Origin of the sequence: Rhizobium sp. BK619, from assembly GCF_014195245.1 — a bacterium.
Lineage (GTDB): Bacteria > Pseudomonadota > Alphaproteobacteria > Rhizobiales > Rhizobiaceae > Rhizobium > Rhizobium acidisoli.
Genome location: NZ_JACIBH010000016.1, coordinates 185,411 through 202,707 on the forward strand (window position 1 = coordinate 185,411; position 17,297 = coordinate 202,707).

General features: G+C 62.5%; 14 protein-coding genes. 7 read left to right on the forward strand and 7 right to left on the reverse strand.

The genetic code is table 11. The features are described 5' to 3' along the window. Positions 1-57 precede the first annotated feature (57 nt). The 4 genes from pgl to FHX14_RS28255 form a co-directional block, all read right to left on the reverse strand. Positions 58-756 carry a 6-phosphogluconolactonase gene (gene pgl, locus FHX14_RS28240; RefSeq protein ID WP_003588487.1) on the reverse strand — a complete coding sequence of 233 codons (699 nt, stop codon included), beginning with the start codon at positions 754-756 and terminating at the stop codon, positions 58-60. A 10-nt stretch (positions 757-766) separates the two neighbouring features. Continuing rightward, entirely contained in the window at positions 767-2,242 is a 1,476-nt protein-coding gene (zwf, locus tag FHX14_RS28245; RefSeq protein ID WP_003570253.1) for a glucose-6-phosphate dehydrogenase, read from the reverse strand. Positions 2,243-2,376: 134 nt separating this feature from the next. After that, a complete protein-coding gene (locus FHX14_RS28250) occupies positions 2,377-3,672 on the reverse strand; it encodes an FAD-binding oxidoreductase (protein WP_003588484.1) in 1,296 nt (431 codons plus the stop codon). 9 nt (positions 3,673-3,681) lie between these two features. Continuing rightward, positions 3,682-5,118: a glutamine synthetase family protein gene (locus FHX14_RS28255; protein ID WP_003588481.1), complete on the reverse strand. Its 1,437-nt coding sequence runs from the start codon at positions 5,116-5,118 to the stop codon at positions 3,682-3,684. 87 nt (positions 5,119-5,205) lie between these two features. On the opposite strand from FHX14_RS28255, the gene FHX14_RS28260 reads away from it, so the two are divergent. The 4 genes from FHX14_RS28260 to FHX14_RS28275 all read left to right on the forward strand — a co-directional run bounded on the left by FHX14_RS28260 (position 5,206) and on the right by FHX14_RS28275 (position 11,661). Further along, complete coding sequence (locus FHX14_RS28260) at positions 5,206-6,426, forward strand: NAD(P)/FAD-dependent oxidoreductase (RefSeq protein ID WP_184380148.1); 1,221 nt, start codon at positions 5,206-5,208, stop codon at positions 6,424-6,426. 247 nt (positions 6,427-6,673) lie between these two features. After that, positions 6,674-6,817, forward strand: coding sequence for a hypothetical protein (locus FHX14_RS28265; RefSeq protein WP_003588478.1), 144 nt, complete (start codon positions 6,674-6,676; stop codon positions 6,815-6,817). A 313-nt stretch (positions 6,818-7,130) separates the two neighbouring features. Further along, positions 7,131-9,662, forward strand: coding sequence for a HAMP domain-containing methyl-accepting chemotaxis protein (locus tag FHX14_RS28270; protein ID WP_184380150.1), 2,532 nt, complete (start codon positions 7,131-7,133; stop codon positions 9,660-9,662). A 154-nt stretch (positions 9,663-9,816) separates the two neighbouring features. Continuing rightward, positions 9,817-11,661, forward strand: a complete 1,845-nt coding sequence (locus tag FHX14_RS28275; RefSeq protein ID WP_184380152.1) for a methyl-accepting chemotaxis protein — start codon at positions 9,817-9,819, stop codon at positions 11,659-11,661. Here the strand turns inward: FHX14_RS28275 and FHX14_RS28280 are convergent. Beyond that, positions 11,634-11,870 carry a hypothetical protein gene (locus FHX14_RS28280; protein ID WP_184380173.1) on the reverse strand — a complete coding sequence of 79 codons (237 nt, stop codon included), beginning with the start codon at positions 11,868-11,870 and terminating at the stop codon, positions 11,634-11,636. The genes FHX14_RS28275 and FHX14_RS28280 overlap by 28 nt on opposite strands. 89 nt (positions 11,871-11,959) lie before the next feature. Here FHX14_RS28280 and FHX14_RS28285 point away from each other — a divergent pair, with 89 nt between their 5' ends. Beyond that, complete coding sequence (locus FHX14_RS28285) at positions 11,960-12,829, forward strand: LysR family transcriptional regulator (protein WP_184380154.1); 870 nt, start codon at positions 11,960-11,962, stop codon at positions 12,827-12,829. 49 nt (positions 12,830-12,878) lie between these two features. Here FHX14_RS28285 and FHX14_RS28290 read toward each other — a convergent pair whose 3' ends face one another. Beyond that, entirely contained in the window at positions 12,879-13,115 is a 237-nt protein-coding gene (locus FHX14_RS28290) for a hypothetical protein (protein WP_003570242.1), read from the reverse strand. A gap of 22 nt (positions 13,116-13,137) precedes the next feature. Further along, positions 13,138-14,427 carry an isocitrate lyase gene (gene aceA / locus FHX14_RS28295; RefSeq protein WP_012556636.1) on the reverse strand — a complete coding sequence of 430 codons (1,290 nt, stop codon included), beginning with the start codon at positions 14,425-14,427 and terminating at the stop codon, positions 13,138-13,140. Positions 14,428-14,619: 192 nt separating this feature from the next. Between aceA and FHX14_RS28300 the strand changes: the two genes are divergently transcribed. Further along, positions 14,620-16,029, forward strand: coding sequence for an XRE family transcriptional regulator (locus tag FHX14_RS28300; RefSeq protein ID WP_184380156.1), 1,410 nt, complete (start codon positions 14,620-14,622; stop codon positions 16,027-16,029). A gap of 126 nt (positions 16,030-16,155) precedes the next feature. Next, entirely contained in the window at positions 16,156-17,253 is a 1,098-nt protein-coding gene (locus FHX14_RS28305) for a polyamine ABC transporter substrate-binding protein (RefSeq protein ID WP_003588472.1), read from the forward strand. The last annotated feature ends 44 nt before the right edge of the window (positions 17,254-17,297 follow it).

Sequence of the window (17,297 nt, forward strand, 5' to 3'; positions counted from 1 at the left end):
GTTGTCTAATCTGTTTCGGCGGCTCTGGCCTGATATTCGATCCGGATTGACGGCCGATCAGGGAGCCCAGTAGATCTCGACCGGGGAAGTGGCCCGGCGCAGAATGGCGCGGATCGGCATCTCTGCCTCGTCACCGCTGCCTTCCGCCTTGGCGAGAACGTCTTTTTTGCCTTCGCCCTCAATATGGAGAACCAGGAGTGCGGCATCCTGAAGACTGGAGAATGTAAAGGTCAGCCGCGGCTCGCCGGCCCCTTCCGCTTCCATGGGGATGACGCCGCGCGGCGTCGATGCATCGAGCGCCGTGGCAAGATTGCTGCCGCCGGGAAAGAACGAGGCGGTGTGGCCGTCGCCGCCCATGCCGAGGATGACGACGTCGAAGGGAATGCCGATTTCAGCACTCTTTTCAGTCGCGAGCCGCGCGGCTTCCTCGACGGAGGCGGCAGGCTGGTAAAGCGGCACGAAACGTGCCGACTTCGCCTTGTTCTGCAAGAGATTGGCATCGACTAGCATATGGTTCGAGCGCGCATTGTCGGCCGGCACGAAACGTTCGTCGACGAGCGTGATCGTCACCTTGTCCCAGGCGATGTCGCGCGTCGACAGCACCTGGAAGAAGGCCTTCGGGGTCGAGCCGCCGGAAACGGCGATGGACGCCGTTCCGCGGGCTGAGATCGCCGCCGAAAGCGTATCGGCGACCTTGTCGGCGAGGCTGCCGGCGAGATCTGCGGGGCTGGCGAAGGAATGCAGGGTCGATGCCATCGGTTTCGTCCTAGATATCGTCATGCCAGGTGCGGCCGTCGCGCTCGATCAGCGCGATGGCCTGGCTCGGGCCCCAGGTGCCGGCGGTATAGCCCTGCACCTGCTGGCCGGTGGTTTCCCAACCCTTCAGGATCGGATCCACCCATTTCCATGCGGCCTCGACTTCGTCGCGGCGCATGAACAGGGTCTGGTTGGATCGGATCACGTCCATCAGCAGGCGCTCGTAGGCGTCGGGATTGCGGACGTTGAAGGCCTGGGCGAAGCTCATGTCGAGCGAGACGTTGCGCAGGCGCATGCCGCCCGGGCCCGGATCCTTGATCATCAGCGACTGCTTGACGCCCTCATCCGGCTGCAGCCGGATGATCAGCTGGTTGGCGACGATGCGCCCGGCCGCCTGGTCGAAGATCGCATGCGGGATCGGCTTGAAGGTGATGACGATCTCGGACATGCGTCCGGTCAGGCGCTTGCCGGTGCGGATATAGAAGGGCACACCCGCCCAGCGCCAGTTGTTGATCTCCGCCTTGATGGCGACGAAGGTCTCGGTGTTGGAGACGCCGCCTTCGAGCTCTTCGAGATAGCCCTTGACCGGGCCGCTGCCCGAAGCGCCGGCGCGATACTGGCCGCGGACCGTCGCCTGCTCGACATTGGAGGCATTGAGCGGCTTCAGCGCGCGCAGCACTTTCAGCTTCTCGTCGCGGACGGCTTCCGAATCCATCGACGAGGGCACTTCCATCGCCGTCAGGCAGAGCAACTGCAGGATATGGTTCTGCACCATGTCGCGAAGCGCGCCCGCCGTATCGTAATAGCCGGCGCGGCCTTCGAGGCCGACCGCTTCAGCCACGGTGATCTGCACGTGATCGATGTAGTTGGCGTTCCACAGCGGCTCATAGAGCGCGTTGGCGAAGCGCAGCGCCATCAGGTTCTGCACCGTCTCCTTGCCGAGATAGTGATCGATGCGGAAGATCTGTTCTTCCTTGAAGGCGCGGCCGATCGTATCGTTGAGCTGCAGGGCCGAGGCAAGGTCGCGGCCGATCGGCTTCTCGACGACGATGCGGGTCGACTTGGTGATCAGCTTGTGGTCGTGGATCTTCTGCGAAATATCGCCGAAGATGCCGGGCGCGACGGCGAGGTAGAAGGCGCGCACGCGCTCCTTGCCTTCGTCGAGCAGCTTCTTCAGCTGGTCCCAGCCGGTGTCGGTGCGGGCGTCGACCGAGACGTAGTAGAGACGGGCGCAGAACTTCTCCACCTCGGCTTCGTCATATTCGCCCTTCTTCAGGTGCTCGTTCAACGCATCCTTGGCGAATTTGCGGTATTCCTCATGGGAAAGCGGGCTGCGCGAAGCGCCGATCACCCGGGTCGGTTCGGAGAACTGGCCCTCGATCTGGCGATGGTAGAGCGCGGGCAGAAGCTTGCGTTCGGCAAGGTCGCCGCTGCCGCCGAAGACGACGTAATCAAAAGGCTCAACGGGAATAATCTGGCTGCTCATGAGCTTGTCTCTCAATCAGGCTGGTTGGCGGCCCTTTTAATCTAATCGATTTAAAAAAGCCAGTGTGCAGTGCAATGAATCTGTCAGGCACTGGTTTTAGTGCGAATTTCCGGAAGAGGAAATCCGCAATCAGACTAAAACTTGTCGCGAAGCGCAAACCACGACAAGGCGAGGAAAAGCAGCGGTGCCCGCATCCGCGCCCCGCCGGGAAAGGCGGGAATATCGAGCGACGCGAAGAGATCGAGATCGCCGGATTTTCCAAGCACCGTTTCCGCATAGAGCTTGCCACAGTAGTTTGACAGCATGACGCCATGGCCGGAATAACCGCCGATCGAGGTGACGCCCGGCATCACCTCGCGCACGAAAAGCTGGCGCGGCATGGTGATGCCGACAGTGCCGCCCCAGGCATGGGTGATCTCGATGTCTTTCAGATCAGGATAGATCTCGGCGATCTGCCGGCGGATATGCTCCGAAATGTCCCGCGGATTGTCCGCCGTATAGGCCTCGCGCCCGCCAAACAGCAGCCGGCCTTCGAACCGGCGGAAGTAACGCACGACGAAGCGCGAATCGGCCACCGCCTCGCCCCCCGGCAGCACGTCGGGATGCCGGTCGAGCGGAGCGGTGGCGCCGATGAAGGAGCGGATCGGCATGACATGGCTTGCCGTCACCGGCTCCAGATTGCCGATATGGCCGTTGCAGGCGATCAGCGCGCGGCTGGCGGTGATCGTTCCCCTGTCGGTTTCGATCGTCACCTTGCCGCCGCCCTGGTGAATCGTCTTTGCCTTTGTCATCTCGAAGATCCCAGCACCGGCGTTGGCTGCGACCCGCGCCAGGCCGATCAGCAGCTTCAGCGGATGGATATGGCCGGTGCCGACATCGCGCACGCCGCAATAAAAACGCTTCGAGCCGAGCCGCTCCTGCGTTTCCCTCTCGTCCATGAAGCTGATGTGCGGATAGCCGTAGCGCTGCGCGGCGATTTCGGCAGTCTGGCGATAGTCGCGTTCATAGCTTGCCTTGTGCGCAACGTTGAGCTGGCCGGGCACATAATCGATCTCGATCTGGTGCTCGCGGGCGAAATCGAGGAGATGGCGCTTGGCCGCCTCGGCAATGTCGAACAGCGCCTTCGAGCGATGATAGCCGATCTTCTCCTCGAGTTCTTCCGGCCACCATCGCTGGCCGGTGCCGAGCTGGCCGCCATTGCGCCCGGACGCCCCGTCACCGAAGCGGCAGGCCTCGATCAGCACCACCGAGACGCCGGACTTGGCCAGATTATAGGCGGCCTGCAGCCCGGTATAGCCGCCGCCGATGATGGCGACATCACATGTTCTCGAGCCGTCGAGAGCGGCATAGCTCGGCCGCTCCCCGGCGGTTGCCTGATACCAGGATAGGCCCGGCGAGATCGGGCTCTGCCACGTCTCCTGCGATGCCATGACGCTGCCTCACACGTTGAGCAGAAGGAATTCCCGCTCCCAGGGGCTGATCACCTGCATGAAGGTCTCGAATTCGCCGCGCTTGACGCCGGCGTAGAGGCCGATGAACTGCGTGCCGAAAATCTCCTCGAAAGCCGGCTCGTCCTCGAGCAGCGCCACGGCTTCCAGGAGGCCGCGCGGCAGGTCGATCGAGCCCTCATTGGCCGAATCCTCGGTCGGCGCCGTCGGCTCAATCTGCTTCATGATGCCGAGCAGGCCGGCGGCGAGCGAGGCGGCAAGCGCCAGATAAGGATTGGCATCCGAGCTCGGCAGCCGGTTTTCGACGCGCCTGGCCTGCGGATCGGATACTGGCACGCGGAAGGCGGTCGTCCGGTTGTCGTAACCCCAGGCATTGTTGACCGGGCAGGACATATCGGGCTGCAGGCGCCGATAGGAATTCACATAGGGCGCCAGCATCGCCATCGCGCTCGGCACGAATTTCTGCATGCCGCCGATGAAATGGAAGAACTCCTTCGAGGCCGATCCGTCCGGATTGGAGAAGACGTTCTTGCCCGTTTCGATATTGACCACCGACTGATGGATATGCATCGCCGAACCCGGCTGGGCCTGCATCGGCTTGGCCATGAAGGTCGCATAAATGTCGTGCTTCAGCGCCGCCTCGCGGATCGTGCGTTTGAACAGGAACACCTGGTCGGCAAGTTCGATCGGATTGCCGTGGCGCAGGTTGATCTCGAGCTGCGCCGGTCCCTCTTCATGGATCAGCGTATCGATCTCGAGGCCCTGCTTCTCCGAGAAATGATAGATATCGTCGATCAACTCGTCGAATTCGTTGATCCCGGCGATCGAATAGCCCTGGCCGCCGAGGATCGAGCGGCCGGACCGGCCCTTGGGCGGGTGCAGCGGATAGTCGGGGTCGTCATTCTTGGCGACCAGGTAGAATTCGATCTCCGGCGCCACGATCGGCTTCCAGCCGCGGTCGTGATAGAGGCTCATGATCCGCTTCAGCACGTTGCGCGGCGTATAGGGCACTTCGCCGCCGTCGGAATCGACGATGTCGCAGATCACCTGTGCCGTCGGGTCGGTCTCCCAGGGCACCACCGAAAGCGTCGAAAGATCCGGCATCAGCTTCAGGTCGCTGTCGCGCGGCTCGTAGCGGAAGCTCTCGGTCTCCTCCGGATACTCGCCGGAAATCGTGTGCCGGTAGATCGCCGAAGGCAGCGCCAGCGAGGTGTTCGAGGTGAATTTCGAGCTCGGCATCATCTTGCCGCGCGGAACGCCGGCAAGGTCCGGCGTGATGCATTCGATGTCTTCGATGCCCCTGTCCCTCAGCCACCGGGCTGCTTCCTTCCAGTTCGCAACGCCGCGCAGAGACCCGGGGTCCGGGGGAGTTTTCTTCGAGGCGGGTACGTTTCTGGCAGGCTTCAGCGTCGTCTTTTTTGGGGACATGACACACCGGTTTGGTTGATCGTGGCGCCATCATAACCGGACTTTGCCAATTGGCGAGAGGTTGAGAACGTTGACTTTCGCCCTTTGATGGAAAAAGAAGGCGCTGTCTTGATCGGGGAAACAAGTTTGCAGCGCAAAAGCGACGTCATCGTCATCGGCGCCGGGGCGGCGGGCATGATGGCGGCCATCCGGGCGGGAAAACGCGGCCGCTCGGTCGTGGTCCTCGACCATGCAAGGGCGCCGGGCGAGAAGATCCGCATCTCGGGCGGCGGCCGCTGCAATTTTACCAATATCCATGCCGGGCCGAAGAACTTCCTTTCCGCCAATCCGCATTTCTGCAAGTCGGCGCTTGCCCGTTTCACGCCGGCCGATTTCATCGCCATGGTCGACCAGCACGGTATCGCCTGGCATGAAAAGACGCTCGGCCAGCTTTTCTGCGACGATAGCGCCAAAGACGTCATCCGCATGCTGCTGACGGAGATGCGCGCGGCCGGCGCGCAGTTGCATCTCGGCACCGAGATAACAGGCGTCGAAAAGGTGGAGGCGGGTTTTCGCGTCTCGACCGGTGAAGATGCTTTCGAAGCCTCGGCGCTCGTCGTTGCCACAGGCGGCAAGTCGATCCCGAAGATGGGCGCCACCGGCTTTGCCTATCGCCTGGCCGAGCAGTTCGGTCTGCCGGTGCTCGAAACCCGCCCCGGCCTCGTGCCGCTGACGCTCGATCCCGGCCTGCTCGAGGCCATCGCGCCGCTTGCCGGCATTGCCGCCCCGGCCGAAATCCGCCATGGCAGGACCGCCTTTCGCGAAGCGCTGCTGTTCACCCATCGCGGCCTCAGCGGCCCCGCCATTCTGCAGATCTCCTCCTATTGGCGCGAAGGCGACGAGATCGTCGTTTCGATCGAACCGGATATCGACATTGGAGCACATCTGAAGACGGCAAAGCAGCTGAATGGCCGCCAGTCGCCGCAGACAGCACTTAGCGACATCCTGCCGAAGCGGCTGGCCCAATTTCTCGTCGAGCGCGAAAAGATCGCCGGCAACATGGCCGACCTGCCCGACAAGGCGCTGCTGCGCCTCGCCGCGGCGGCGCAGAACTTTACGGTCAAGCCGTCCGGCTCGGAAGGTTACCGCACCGCTGAAGTGACGCTCGGCGGTATCGATACGGCAGCGCTCGATTCCCGCAGCATGGAGGCCAAGGCCGTGCCTGGGCTTTATTTCATCGGCGAATGCGTCGACGTCACCGGCTGGCTCGGCGGCTATAATTTCCAATGGGCCTGGGCCTCCGGATTTGCCGCCGGCGAATATGCGTAAATCGAATGCATGTCGCCCGGAAGTGTGCGGCGGTTCCGGGACAACGACATGCATAAAACAATGGGCTAAAGCGCGTCGCATGAATCAAATTTGGTGCGACGCGCTTTAGGTAATACCGATTCAAGACTTCTTAAGAGAGGTGCGCCATCCTGTCTCAATTGGCGATCTGCAAAGCTCTTCCTAAATAAGCTTTACCAGCAAGCCGTTTTGTTGGATTGTTGTGTCAGACAGAAGTGAGGTTTCGAGCATGACCAGAAACACACGACGCGCCCGCGCCATCGCAATTGCCGAGGCGAAGCCGAACGCCCGCATGGTCGCCCTGCGTTACCTGATGCTCGCAGCCGGCGCTACCGCCGCCAGCCTCGCACTGCTTCTTTCGCACGTCCTCTGATCCTGTCTTCAGGCTTGCAATGAAGGTCGCGGTGCAATTGCGCCGCCCCGCGGCATCACGGCCTACAAAATTGCAACTATTTCACTGCCTTGGCTTCATCCGCCGCAACCGCTTATCCGAAAATTAATATCTAATCTGACACAATTGCCCGCGATTATTTGGGCATCTCCAAAGTTGTTTGGACATGAACTGGCAATGACTGCCGCCTGGCTTCCGGGTTCCCCAATGTAAATTACGAACAGCTCGATGTGTACCCGGCTGGCGCCAGATGGCCGCCTGCGGGAGGAGTGGTGTATGAAAGGCCCGGAACGCCATGTTGATTGACAAGATTCTTTCCCGCTTCAGGATCAAGACGAAGGTCCTGATCTTCGTTCTGCCTTTCGTCGTCACCATTTCGGCGGTCGGCCTGACGGGCCTTTACGCTTCGGGACTGCTGCAGGGCCGCATGGAAATATCCAACAGCGTCTTGCAGTCGCTAAGCGGGTTCAAGGATCTTTATGGTTCGATGGACGATTTCCTGCGCATCACCAGCCAGCAGGCGCGCGACAAGCTGCTTGCGGATCTGAAGACCCAGCAGGGCGTGCTCGATGCGACGCTGAACCAGGTCGGTGACGAGGCTGCCGGCCGCGATAGCCTGGCCGAAGCGTCGCGCCGCACGAAGGATATATCCGGCGTCGTCGACAAGCTTTGGGGCCTGCACGAACAGGAACAGGCACTGCATGAGCAGATCGACGCAGCGCAAAAGAGCCTGATCAGCACCCGCTTCACGGTCTCCTATCAGGCCGAGGAATTGCAGACCGCGCTTCAGCAGGACGAGGGCGCCGCCACCATCACCCTTCGCACGGCCGACCGCCTCTTGAAGGGCGGCGACTTCCTCGGCACCGTTGCCAGCGGCTACAGCAAGCCGCAGACGCCGCAGGAGAAAATCGCCTACATCAACGAACAGATGCCTGCGATCATCAAATCCCAGCGCCTGATCGCCATTTCGGTTTCGACCAACCAGAAGAACGTCATCGACGCATTGGCGGCGACCATCGACAGCATCAAGGCGATCGCGGCGATGCCCGCTCCGACCGATGAGAACATCGCCGAACTCGGCCGTCTCGTGTCGCGCTTCCGCCAGACCTCGACCTATACGCAGCTGACCGCAACGCAGAAGATGCGCGAGGCGACACAGCGTTTCGCCGACCTCGAGGGCCGCATCGGCCAGACCAACTCCGTCCTTCAGGATACAAGGCGTCTCGAAAATTCCGTCTATGCGCTGCAGATCGTGCTTTCTGATTTCCTCGCCAATTCCAGCAAGGACAATCTCGTTCGCCTGCAGCAGCAGGCCGGCACGCTTGGCAAGGACATGCAGGTGCTGATCACCAGCGCCAAGGGCATGGGCTTTGCCGAAGGCATATCGGGCGCGATCCAGCCGGCACTCGACGCCATCTCCGGCGGCGGCTCGAAGATCGTCGACACGATCGCCGAGCGTGTCACGGCCTATGCCGCAGCCCGCCAGGAACTCGACCAGATCTGGACGAAGCTCACCGATTTCGCCGAGCTGCAGAAGCAGACGGCCGGCACCGAGCGCACCCAGGCAAACAGCATCTCCGTCATGACCACCGGTCTCGGCATTCTCCTGTCGATCCTCGGCGGCATTGCCCTGGTGCTGACGCTGCAGCGCCCGATCAGCCAGATCACCGCCGCCATGCGCCGCATCGCCGAAGGCGCGCTGGAGACCAATATCTCCGGCGAGCAGCGCCACGATGAAATCGGCGACATGGCCCGCGCGCTCGGCATCTTCAAGGAAAATGCCATCTCGAAGATCCGCATCGAGGAGCAGAGCGACGAAGAGCGCGCCGCCGCCGAACATGAGCGCCAGCGCAACGACGCCGACAAGCGCGAAATGGATCGGCAGATCGAATTCGCCGTCAACGCGCTCGCTGCCGGCCTCGAACGCATGTCGCAGGGCGATATTTCGACGACGATCGAAACGCCCTTCATCGGCCGCCTCGAACAGCTGCGCCAGGATTTCAACGGGTCGATGATGCGCCTGCAGGCGACGATGAGCCAGATCCGCGACAATGTCGAACTGATCCAGGGCAATGGCAACCAGATGGCCCAGTCGGCCGAGGATCTGTCCAAGCGCACCGAACAGCAGGCTGCCTCGCTCGAAGAGACCGCGGCCGCCGTCGATGAGATCACCGTCACCGTCCGCTCGTCGGCAGAACGCGCCAAGGATGCCGATCAGATCGTCCGCCAGGCCAAGCGCAGCGCCGATGATTCCGCCGTCGTCGTCAACAATGCGATCGATGCGATGGGCCGCATCGAGGATGCCTCGCGCCAGATCGAGCAGATCATCGGCGTCATCGATGAGATCGCCTTCCAGACCAACCTGCTGGCCCTCAACGCCGGCATCGAGGCGGCGCGCGCCGGTGAAGCCGGCAAGGGCTTTGCGGTCGTCGCCATGGAAGTCCGCGAACTTGCCCAGCGCTCCGCAGCCGCGGCGCAGGAGATCAAGGGCCTGATCAACAAGTCGACCAACGAGGTCAGTTCCGGCTCGCAATTCGTGCAGGAGACCGGCACGGTGCTTGCCAAGATCAGCGCCCAGATCGTCACGATCAGCCAGCATGTCGAGATGATCGCCCGCGCCAGCCACGACCAGTCCAACGCGCTGCAGAGCGTCAATGCGACCGTCAACCAGATGGACCAGATGACGCAACAGAACGCCGCGATGGTCGAGGAGACGACTGCCGCCAGCCGCGAACTGGCCGACGAGGCCGATTCCCTGCGCAGACTGATCCAGCAGTTCAAGATCGACGGCGAGGCGGCAGCCGGCCCGGTTTACCGCGCCGCCTGATCGCCAACCGATCTGCCTTCAATCGAACGGCCCCGGCTTTATTCCGGGGCCGTTTTATGTTTTAGAATCGCTCTGCCTGCGGCCCTGATTTACCGAAAATTTTCCTTAACGCTTTTCGTCTAATTTAACCTCGGTTTGTCTGCCGGGGGTTTTGATGCTGCGCCTTTTTTCTACGTCGATCGTCCGCCAGATCGTTGCGATCACGCTGTTTCTGCTGGCGATCAGCACGGCCGCCATCGTCGGCGTGACCTATTATAATCTCAGCCGTTATGTCATGGACGGGGCCGTCTCCGACGCCAGGGATGCCACCCGCGCCATGGCCGTCCTTTACGGCGCGGCCGATCAGGCGGCAAAGATCGAGCTGAAAGACAATGGGCTTTCCACCGTCACGGAAGACGCCATCCCCGCCCTTGCAGATCATTCGCTGGTCGATCGCACGGCGCAGTCGATCGCCGGTGTTGCCACAATCTTCCAGAAGCAGGGCGGCGACTACGTCCGCATCTCCACCAACGTCAAGAAGGAAAACGGCGACCGCGCCGTCGGCACCAAGCTGGTCGCCGAGCATCCCGCTCAGCCGGTTCTCGCCAGGGGCGAAGCCTATTACGGCCAGGCCGAGCTTTTCGGCCGCAAGTTCATGACCGGTTATTTCCCGGTCAAGAACGCATCGAGTGCCAATGTCGGCATTCTCTTCATCGGCATTCCGATGGAGGTCTATTATCAGCGCATGTATGAGCTGCAGATGCTGGTCCTTGGCGTCGGCGCCATCGTCATGCTCCTCGTCGGTGTTCTTGCCTTCTATGCAATCCGCCTGTCGGTGAAGCCTTTGCAGGCGCTGACCGCGAGCGTTCACGCGATTTCCTCAGGCGATCTCGACGGCGCGATCCCCTGTGTCGAGAAGAAGAACGAGTTCGGCGATATCGGCCGGGCCTTGGCGCTGTTCCGCGACAGCGCCCGCGCCAGGCGCGATCTGGAAACCCAGGCAGCCGAACAGCGCGCCTTGAGCGATGCCGAACGTGCCAGGAACGATGCCGACAAGCGTTCGCTCGACAGCCAGATCGACTTTGCCGTCAACCAGCTTGCCGCCGGCCTCGGACGCCTGTCGCAGGGCGATGTCTCCGAAACGATCGGCACGCCCTTCGTCGGCCGGCTGGAGCAATTGCGCGTCGATTTCAACGCTTCGCTGCTGCGGCTCCAGGACACGCTCTCCGGTATCCGCGAAAGCGCCTCGACCATCCAGCGCAACAGCGGCGCCGTCTCGGTTTCAGCAAGCGAGCTTTCGAAACGCACCGAGGCGCAGGCGGCAAGCCTCGAAGAGACCGCCGCCGCGGTGGAGGAGATTACCGTCACGGTTCGCTCTTCGGCCGAGCGCGCCCGCGAAGCCAACAGCGTCGTCGCCGCGACCAAGAAGACGGCCGACAATTCCGGCGCCGTCGTCGGCGATGCCGTCGCCGCCATGGAGCGCATCGAAGAGGCCTCGCAACGCATCGAGCAGATCATCGAGGTGATCGACGACATCGCCTTCCAGACCAACCTGCTGGCGCTCAACGCCGGCATCGAGGCGGCCCGCGCCGGCGAAGCGGGCAAGGGTTTTGCCGTCGTCGCCCAGGAGGTCCGCGAACTCGCCCAGCGTTCGGCCGATGCGGCGCGCGAGATCAAGTCGCTGATCGAGACCTCCAGCCGCGAGGTGACGGTGGGCTCCGAACTGGTTCAGAAGACCGGCAGCGTCCTTGCGGCGATCAGCCATGAGATCATCGCGATCAGCGGCCATGTCGAGACGATCGCCACCGCAAGCCGCGATCAGTCGGCAGCACTTCAGGAGGTCAACGGTTCGGTGAACGCCATGGACCAGATGACCCAGAAGAACGCCTCGATGGTGGCCGAGACGACGCAGGCAAGCCGCCTGCTTGCCGGCGAGGCCGATACGCTGATGGCGTTGATCGAGCGCTTCCGGATCATTGCCGAGCCCGCCGCTCATCTTGGGACCAGGAAGGTCGCCTGAGGCGCGCAGCTGTAGCCGCCGCCGGATTGCGCCGCAGCTTTGCGGCGTCGTCTGAGACTGAGATCAAGCGAGGTCAGCCAGGCGGCGAAATTGACGAGACCGCTGTCGCCGAACTCGGCATAGAACCGATCCTCGTCGGTCTTGCCTCTGCCCGGCCTGCAAATGTGCCGATATCCCTGGGTGGCTGCGATGGTGATCAGATCGATCATGGCGATGTCCTTTCTGTAGAAGACATCTCCTGATTTAGGCATCGAATATCTCTTCATAAACAGGGAAAATCCCGCTATGTTTTTCATTGATGAAAAACGCGAATTGGGATTCCTACCAGCTGTTCTTGCAGGTCGCCCGCCTCGGCGGCCTGACGGGGGCAAGCACGGCAAGCGGGCTCAGCCCTGCGACCGTCGGCCGGCGTATGCTCGATCTCGAACAGGAGGTCGGCCGCGCCTTGTTTTCACGCAGCCAGACCGGCTACCGCCTGACCCAGGACGGCCAGGCGCTGCTCGATCACCTTCAGGAGATGGAGGCCGCCGCCCGCAAGGTGGAGGCGTGGCGTCAATCGGGCGAGGGCGGCACGACCGTCAGGATCGCCGCCGGCACCTGGGTCGCCTGGCTGCTGACCGAGAATTTCACCGCCATCCGCATGCCGGGCGACGGCTTTGCCATTTCGCTCACCATCGGCGAGGCGCGGGCGAGCCTTGCCTATCGTGAGAGCGATATCGGCATTCGCGCCTTCGAACCGGAGGAGGCCAATCTTGCCGCCCGTCGGCTCGGCGAGGTCGCCTATGCCGTCTATATCAGACGTAACGCTGCCGAGACCGATGAGCGCTGGATTGCCGTGGCCGAGGAGGAGGCGATCTCCGCCTATCTGCGCTGGCCGCATGCCAATGCCGCCGCCGGGATCGTCGCCACCGTCAACCGGCCGCGTTCGCTGCCCGATCTGGTGCGCGCCGGCGCCGGCAAGGCAGTGCTTCCCTGTTTTGTCGGCGATCTCCATCCCGATTTGCAGCGCCTTGGCGGCGAGCTCCCGGAATTGCGCCACGCGCAATGGATCGTCATGAACGCCGAGGACCGCCGTCGCCCGGAGATCCGCACGGTCGCCGACCGCATGACCAAGCTGATCAGAAGTTATGCCGATCTCTTCGCCGGAAAACGGCCGAGCCGCGGCTGAAATAAAGATGAAGCGCCCGCGCATTTCTTAGGATACACGGGCGTTCTCCTCAATGCCGGTTGGTGACGACGACGGGGATCAGCAGATCGCCCCAGTTGCCGTCGCCGCCGTGATGGCGGGCCGAGCGCACCAGCTCGACCGAGACGCCGGCCTCGACCGCCTTCATGACCGATTGGTTCAGCCGATGCAGGTCGTTGGCGAGCATGCGGATCGTCGTCTGCTGATCCTCGCTCATGCTGGTCGCCTGCTCCTCGGCCCGTTCCCTGACGCGTGAAATGGATGCCATGATTTTCTTCTCCTCTTTCGCTCTATTCCGCAGCCGGTTTGAACTGCGCATGTTCGGTTGAATCGTGCATTGCCGTGGTCGACGACCGGCCGCCGGTGATGGCAAGCGACACCGCGTCGAAATAGCCGGTGCCGACCTCGCGCTGATGTTTGGTGGCGGTATAGCCGTTGACCTCGGCGTCGAATTCCGCCTGCTGCAGCTCCGAATAGGCCGACATCTGCCGCTGCCGGTAGCCGCGCGCCAGCTCGTACATGCCGTAATTCAGCTGGTGGAAGCCGGCGAGCGTGATGAACTGGAACTTGTAGCCCATCGCGCCGAGTTCGCGCTGGAACTTTGCGATCGTCGCCTCGTCGAGGTTTTTCTTCCAGTTGAAGGACGGCGAGCAATTATAGGCGAGCAGCTTGCCGGGATGGACCCTGTGCACGCCTTCGGCAAACCGCCGCGCCTGATCGAGGTCGGGCTTCGAGGTCTCGCACCAGATCAGATCGCAATAGGGTGCATAGGCAACGGCCCGGGCGATGCAGGGTTCGATGCCGTTCCTGACCTGATAGAAGCCTTCGACGGTGCGCCCGGCATCATAATCAACGAAGGGCTGGTCGCGTTCGTCGATATCGGATGTCAGCAGCTTTGCCGCTTCCGCGTCGGTGCGGGCAATCACCAGCGTCGCAACGCCCATGACGTCGGCGGCAAGCCGGGCGGCGTTGAGATTGCGGATATGGGCGGCCGTCGGGATCAATACCTTGCCGCCGAGATGGCCGCATTTCTTTTCCGAGGCAAGCTGATCCTCGAAGTGGACGCCGGCCGCACCCGCCTCGATATAGGCCTTCATGATCTCGAAGGCGTTGAGCGGCCCGCCGAAGCCGGCTTCCGCATCGGCGACGATTGGCGCGAACCAGCTGTCGACGGAAAGCCCCTGACCCTCCGAGGTCTCGATCTGATCGGCGCGCTGCAGCGTGCGATTGATGCGCTTGGCAAGCTCCGGCCCGGCATTGGCGGGGTAGAGCGACTGATCGGGATACATCGCCGATGCCGTATTGGCGTCGGCCGCCACCTGCCAGCCGGAGAGATAGATCGCCTTCAGTCCGGCGCGCACCATCTGCATCGCCTGGTTGCCGGAAAGCGCGCCGAGCGCATTGACGAAATCCTCCTGGCGCAGCAGCCGCCACAACCGGTCCGCCCCCATTTCGGCGAGCGTATGGGTCAGCGCCACCGAGCCCCTCAGCCGCCGCACGTCATCGGCCGAATAGGGCCTGTCGATGCCGTCGAAGCGGCCTGTCGGTGCATTGGGAACAAGTTTGTAAAAATCGGTCATGCTGATCTCCTCACTAAAAATCGATATCGCGGGTGTTGATGACAAGATTGACAATATCGCCCGGCATGGCCAGGAAAACCTTTGATTTCCGGCTAGGAAAGAGGTTAAGATGACGAGGATTGACAGAGCGGCGCTGTGAATTTGTAAAATTTTGTAAATGCTGACGCCGCAGGCCTGTCAAAGGGTGTGACAATGGCGGAACGGAAAATATTCGCAGGCCCGAAATTGCGGCGCATCCGCAATGCGCTGGCGCTGACCCAGACCGCCATGGCCGAGGCGCTGGAAATATCGCCCTCCTATCTGAACCTGATCGAGCGCAACCAGCGGCCGCTGACGGTGCAGCTGCTGTTGAAGCTCGCGGCCGTCTACAGGGTCGATCTGGAGGAGTTGCGCGGGCAGACCGGCGGCAGTCTCGGCCAGCTGAAGGAGGTCTTTGCCGATCCACTGCTATTGGGCGAGCTGCCCGGCGACCAGGAACTGGTCGAGGTGGCAGAAGCCGCACCCAATGCGGCAAGCGGCATGATCAAGCTTTACCGCGCCTATCGCGAGCAGGCGGCAAGGCTGTCCGATCTGACGGCGCTGATGGCCGCTGAAGGCCATGCACCTGTCGCCGCCGGCCGTTTGCCGCTCGACGAGGTGCGCGAGACGCTGGAACGCCGCTCGGCCTATTTCGGGCGGATCGAGACGGCGGCGGAAGCCCTTGCCGCAACGCTTCCCGGCGGCCTCGATCTTGCTGCCGGGCTGAAGGATTGGCTGCGCGCAGAGCGCGGCATCGCGGTGCGGGTCCTGCCGGTGCACGTCATGCCGGATCTGCGCCGCCGTTTCGATCGCCATTCGATGCGCCTTTTCATCTCGGAGCGCCTGTCGCAGGCCGACCGCGCCCATGAAATCGCCGTTGAGGCGGCGACCCTTGCCTTGTTGCCGGCCATCGACGCCGAACTCGACGATCTCCAGCTCTCCTCAGCCGAGGCGCGCCGCATCGCCCGCTTCGAGCTTGCCCGCATCGCCGCCCTGGCGCTTGCCATGCCCTATGAGGCCTTCCTGTCCGCGGCGAAGACGACACGCTACGATATCGACATTCTGCGCGCCCGCTTCGGCGTCTCCTTCGGCCATGCCGCCGCACGCCTGACGATGCTGCAGCGCCCGGGTGCCGCCGCCATTCCCTTCTTCCTGATCGAGATCGATGCCGCGGGCCACCGGCTGCGCCGGGCAGGCGCCCAGGGTTTTCCACAGGCCCGCTTCGGCGGCGGCTGTCCGAAGCTCAATCTCCACGCAGCCTTCCTGCAGCCGGGCCAGATCCTGGCCGAGACCGTGGTCATGCCCGATGGTGCCTCCTTCCTGACGGTTGCCCGCACGCTCGAGGGGCCGAGCGTCGAATTCGGGGAAAGGCTGAGGCGCACCGCAATCCTGATCGGTTGCGACGCTGCCCTCGGCGAGGCACTGATCTATGGCCAGGCGACGGCGCTCGAGCCGGTGGCGATCGGCCCCGCCTGTCGCCTTTGCGAGCGGCGCGGCTGTCTTTCCCGGGCCGAGCCGCCGGTGACGCGGCCGCTCGGGCTCGACGAGATGGTGGCGGGGCTCAGCGCCTTCGATTTCCAGTGATTGTGAAATCATTGAAGGCGCAGGATTTTGCGCTTGTGGGCTGTGAAATTCCTTCTTAGTCTGCTGGCAAAACCAGAGGGAAAAGACGTCCGGGGGTGCGGGCTCTTTGAACAAACAGGAGAAGTCATGAGGTCAATCATTGCAAGTGTGACGGCCGCCGCCGTTGCCGCGCTGCTTACCGCCGCGCCGGCCTTTGCGCAGGAGCGCGTGGTCAACGTCTACAACTGGTCGGATTATATCGACGACAGCATTCTTGCCGACTTCACCAAGGAAACCGGCATCAAAGTCGTCTACGACACCTTCGATTCCAACGAGACCGTGGAAACCAAGCTGCTGGCCGGCGGCACCGGTTATGACGTCGTTGTTCCCACAGCCGACTTCCTGCAGCGCCAGATCCAGGCCGGCGTCTTCCAGAAGCTCGACAAGTCGAAACTGCCGAACCTTTCCAACATGTGGGATGTGATCCAGCAGCGCACCGCCGAATACGACCCGGGCAACGAACACGCGGTCGATTACATGTGGGGCACCGACGGCATCGGCTACAATGTCAAGAAGGTCGCAGAAATCCTCGGTCCCGATGCCAAGCCCGGCCTCGAAGTGATCTTCGATCCGAAGGTCGCGGCAAAGTTCAAGGATTGCGGCATCTATGTTCTCGACACGCCGAAGGACGTCATCACCACGGCGTTCCGTTATCTCGGCCTCGACCCGAACTCCACCAAGGCCGAGGATTTTAAGAAGGCCGAAGAGCTGCTGACGGCCGCCCGCCCCTATGTCCGCAAGTTCCATTCGTCCGAATATATCAATGCGCTTGCCAACGGCGACATCTGCATCGCCTTCGGCTATTCCGGCGACATGCTGCAGGCGCGCGACCGTGCGGCCGAAGCCAAGAACGGCGTCGAGGTCAATTATTCGGTTCCCCCGCAGGGCGCCCAGATGTGGTTCGACATGATGGCCATCCCCGCCGATGCGCCCCACGTCGCTGAAGCCCATGAGTTTCTCAACTACATGATGAAGCCCGAGGTCATCGCCAAGGCGAGCGATCACACCTTCTATGCCAACGGCAACAAGGCCTCGCAGCAGTTCGTCAGCAAGGACATTCTGGAAGACCCGGCCGTCTATCCCACAGAGGCGGTGATGAAGAACCTCTTCACAGTCAAGCCGTGGGATCCGAAAACGCAGCGCCTGGGGACGCGCCTCTGGACGAAGGTCGTCACCGGCCAGTAATTTAAGCCTTGGGCCCGGACGGAAACGTCCGGGCCTTTCAATTA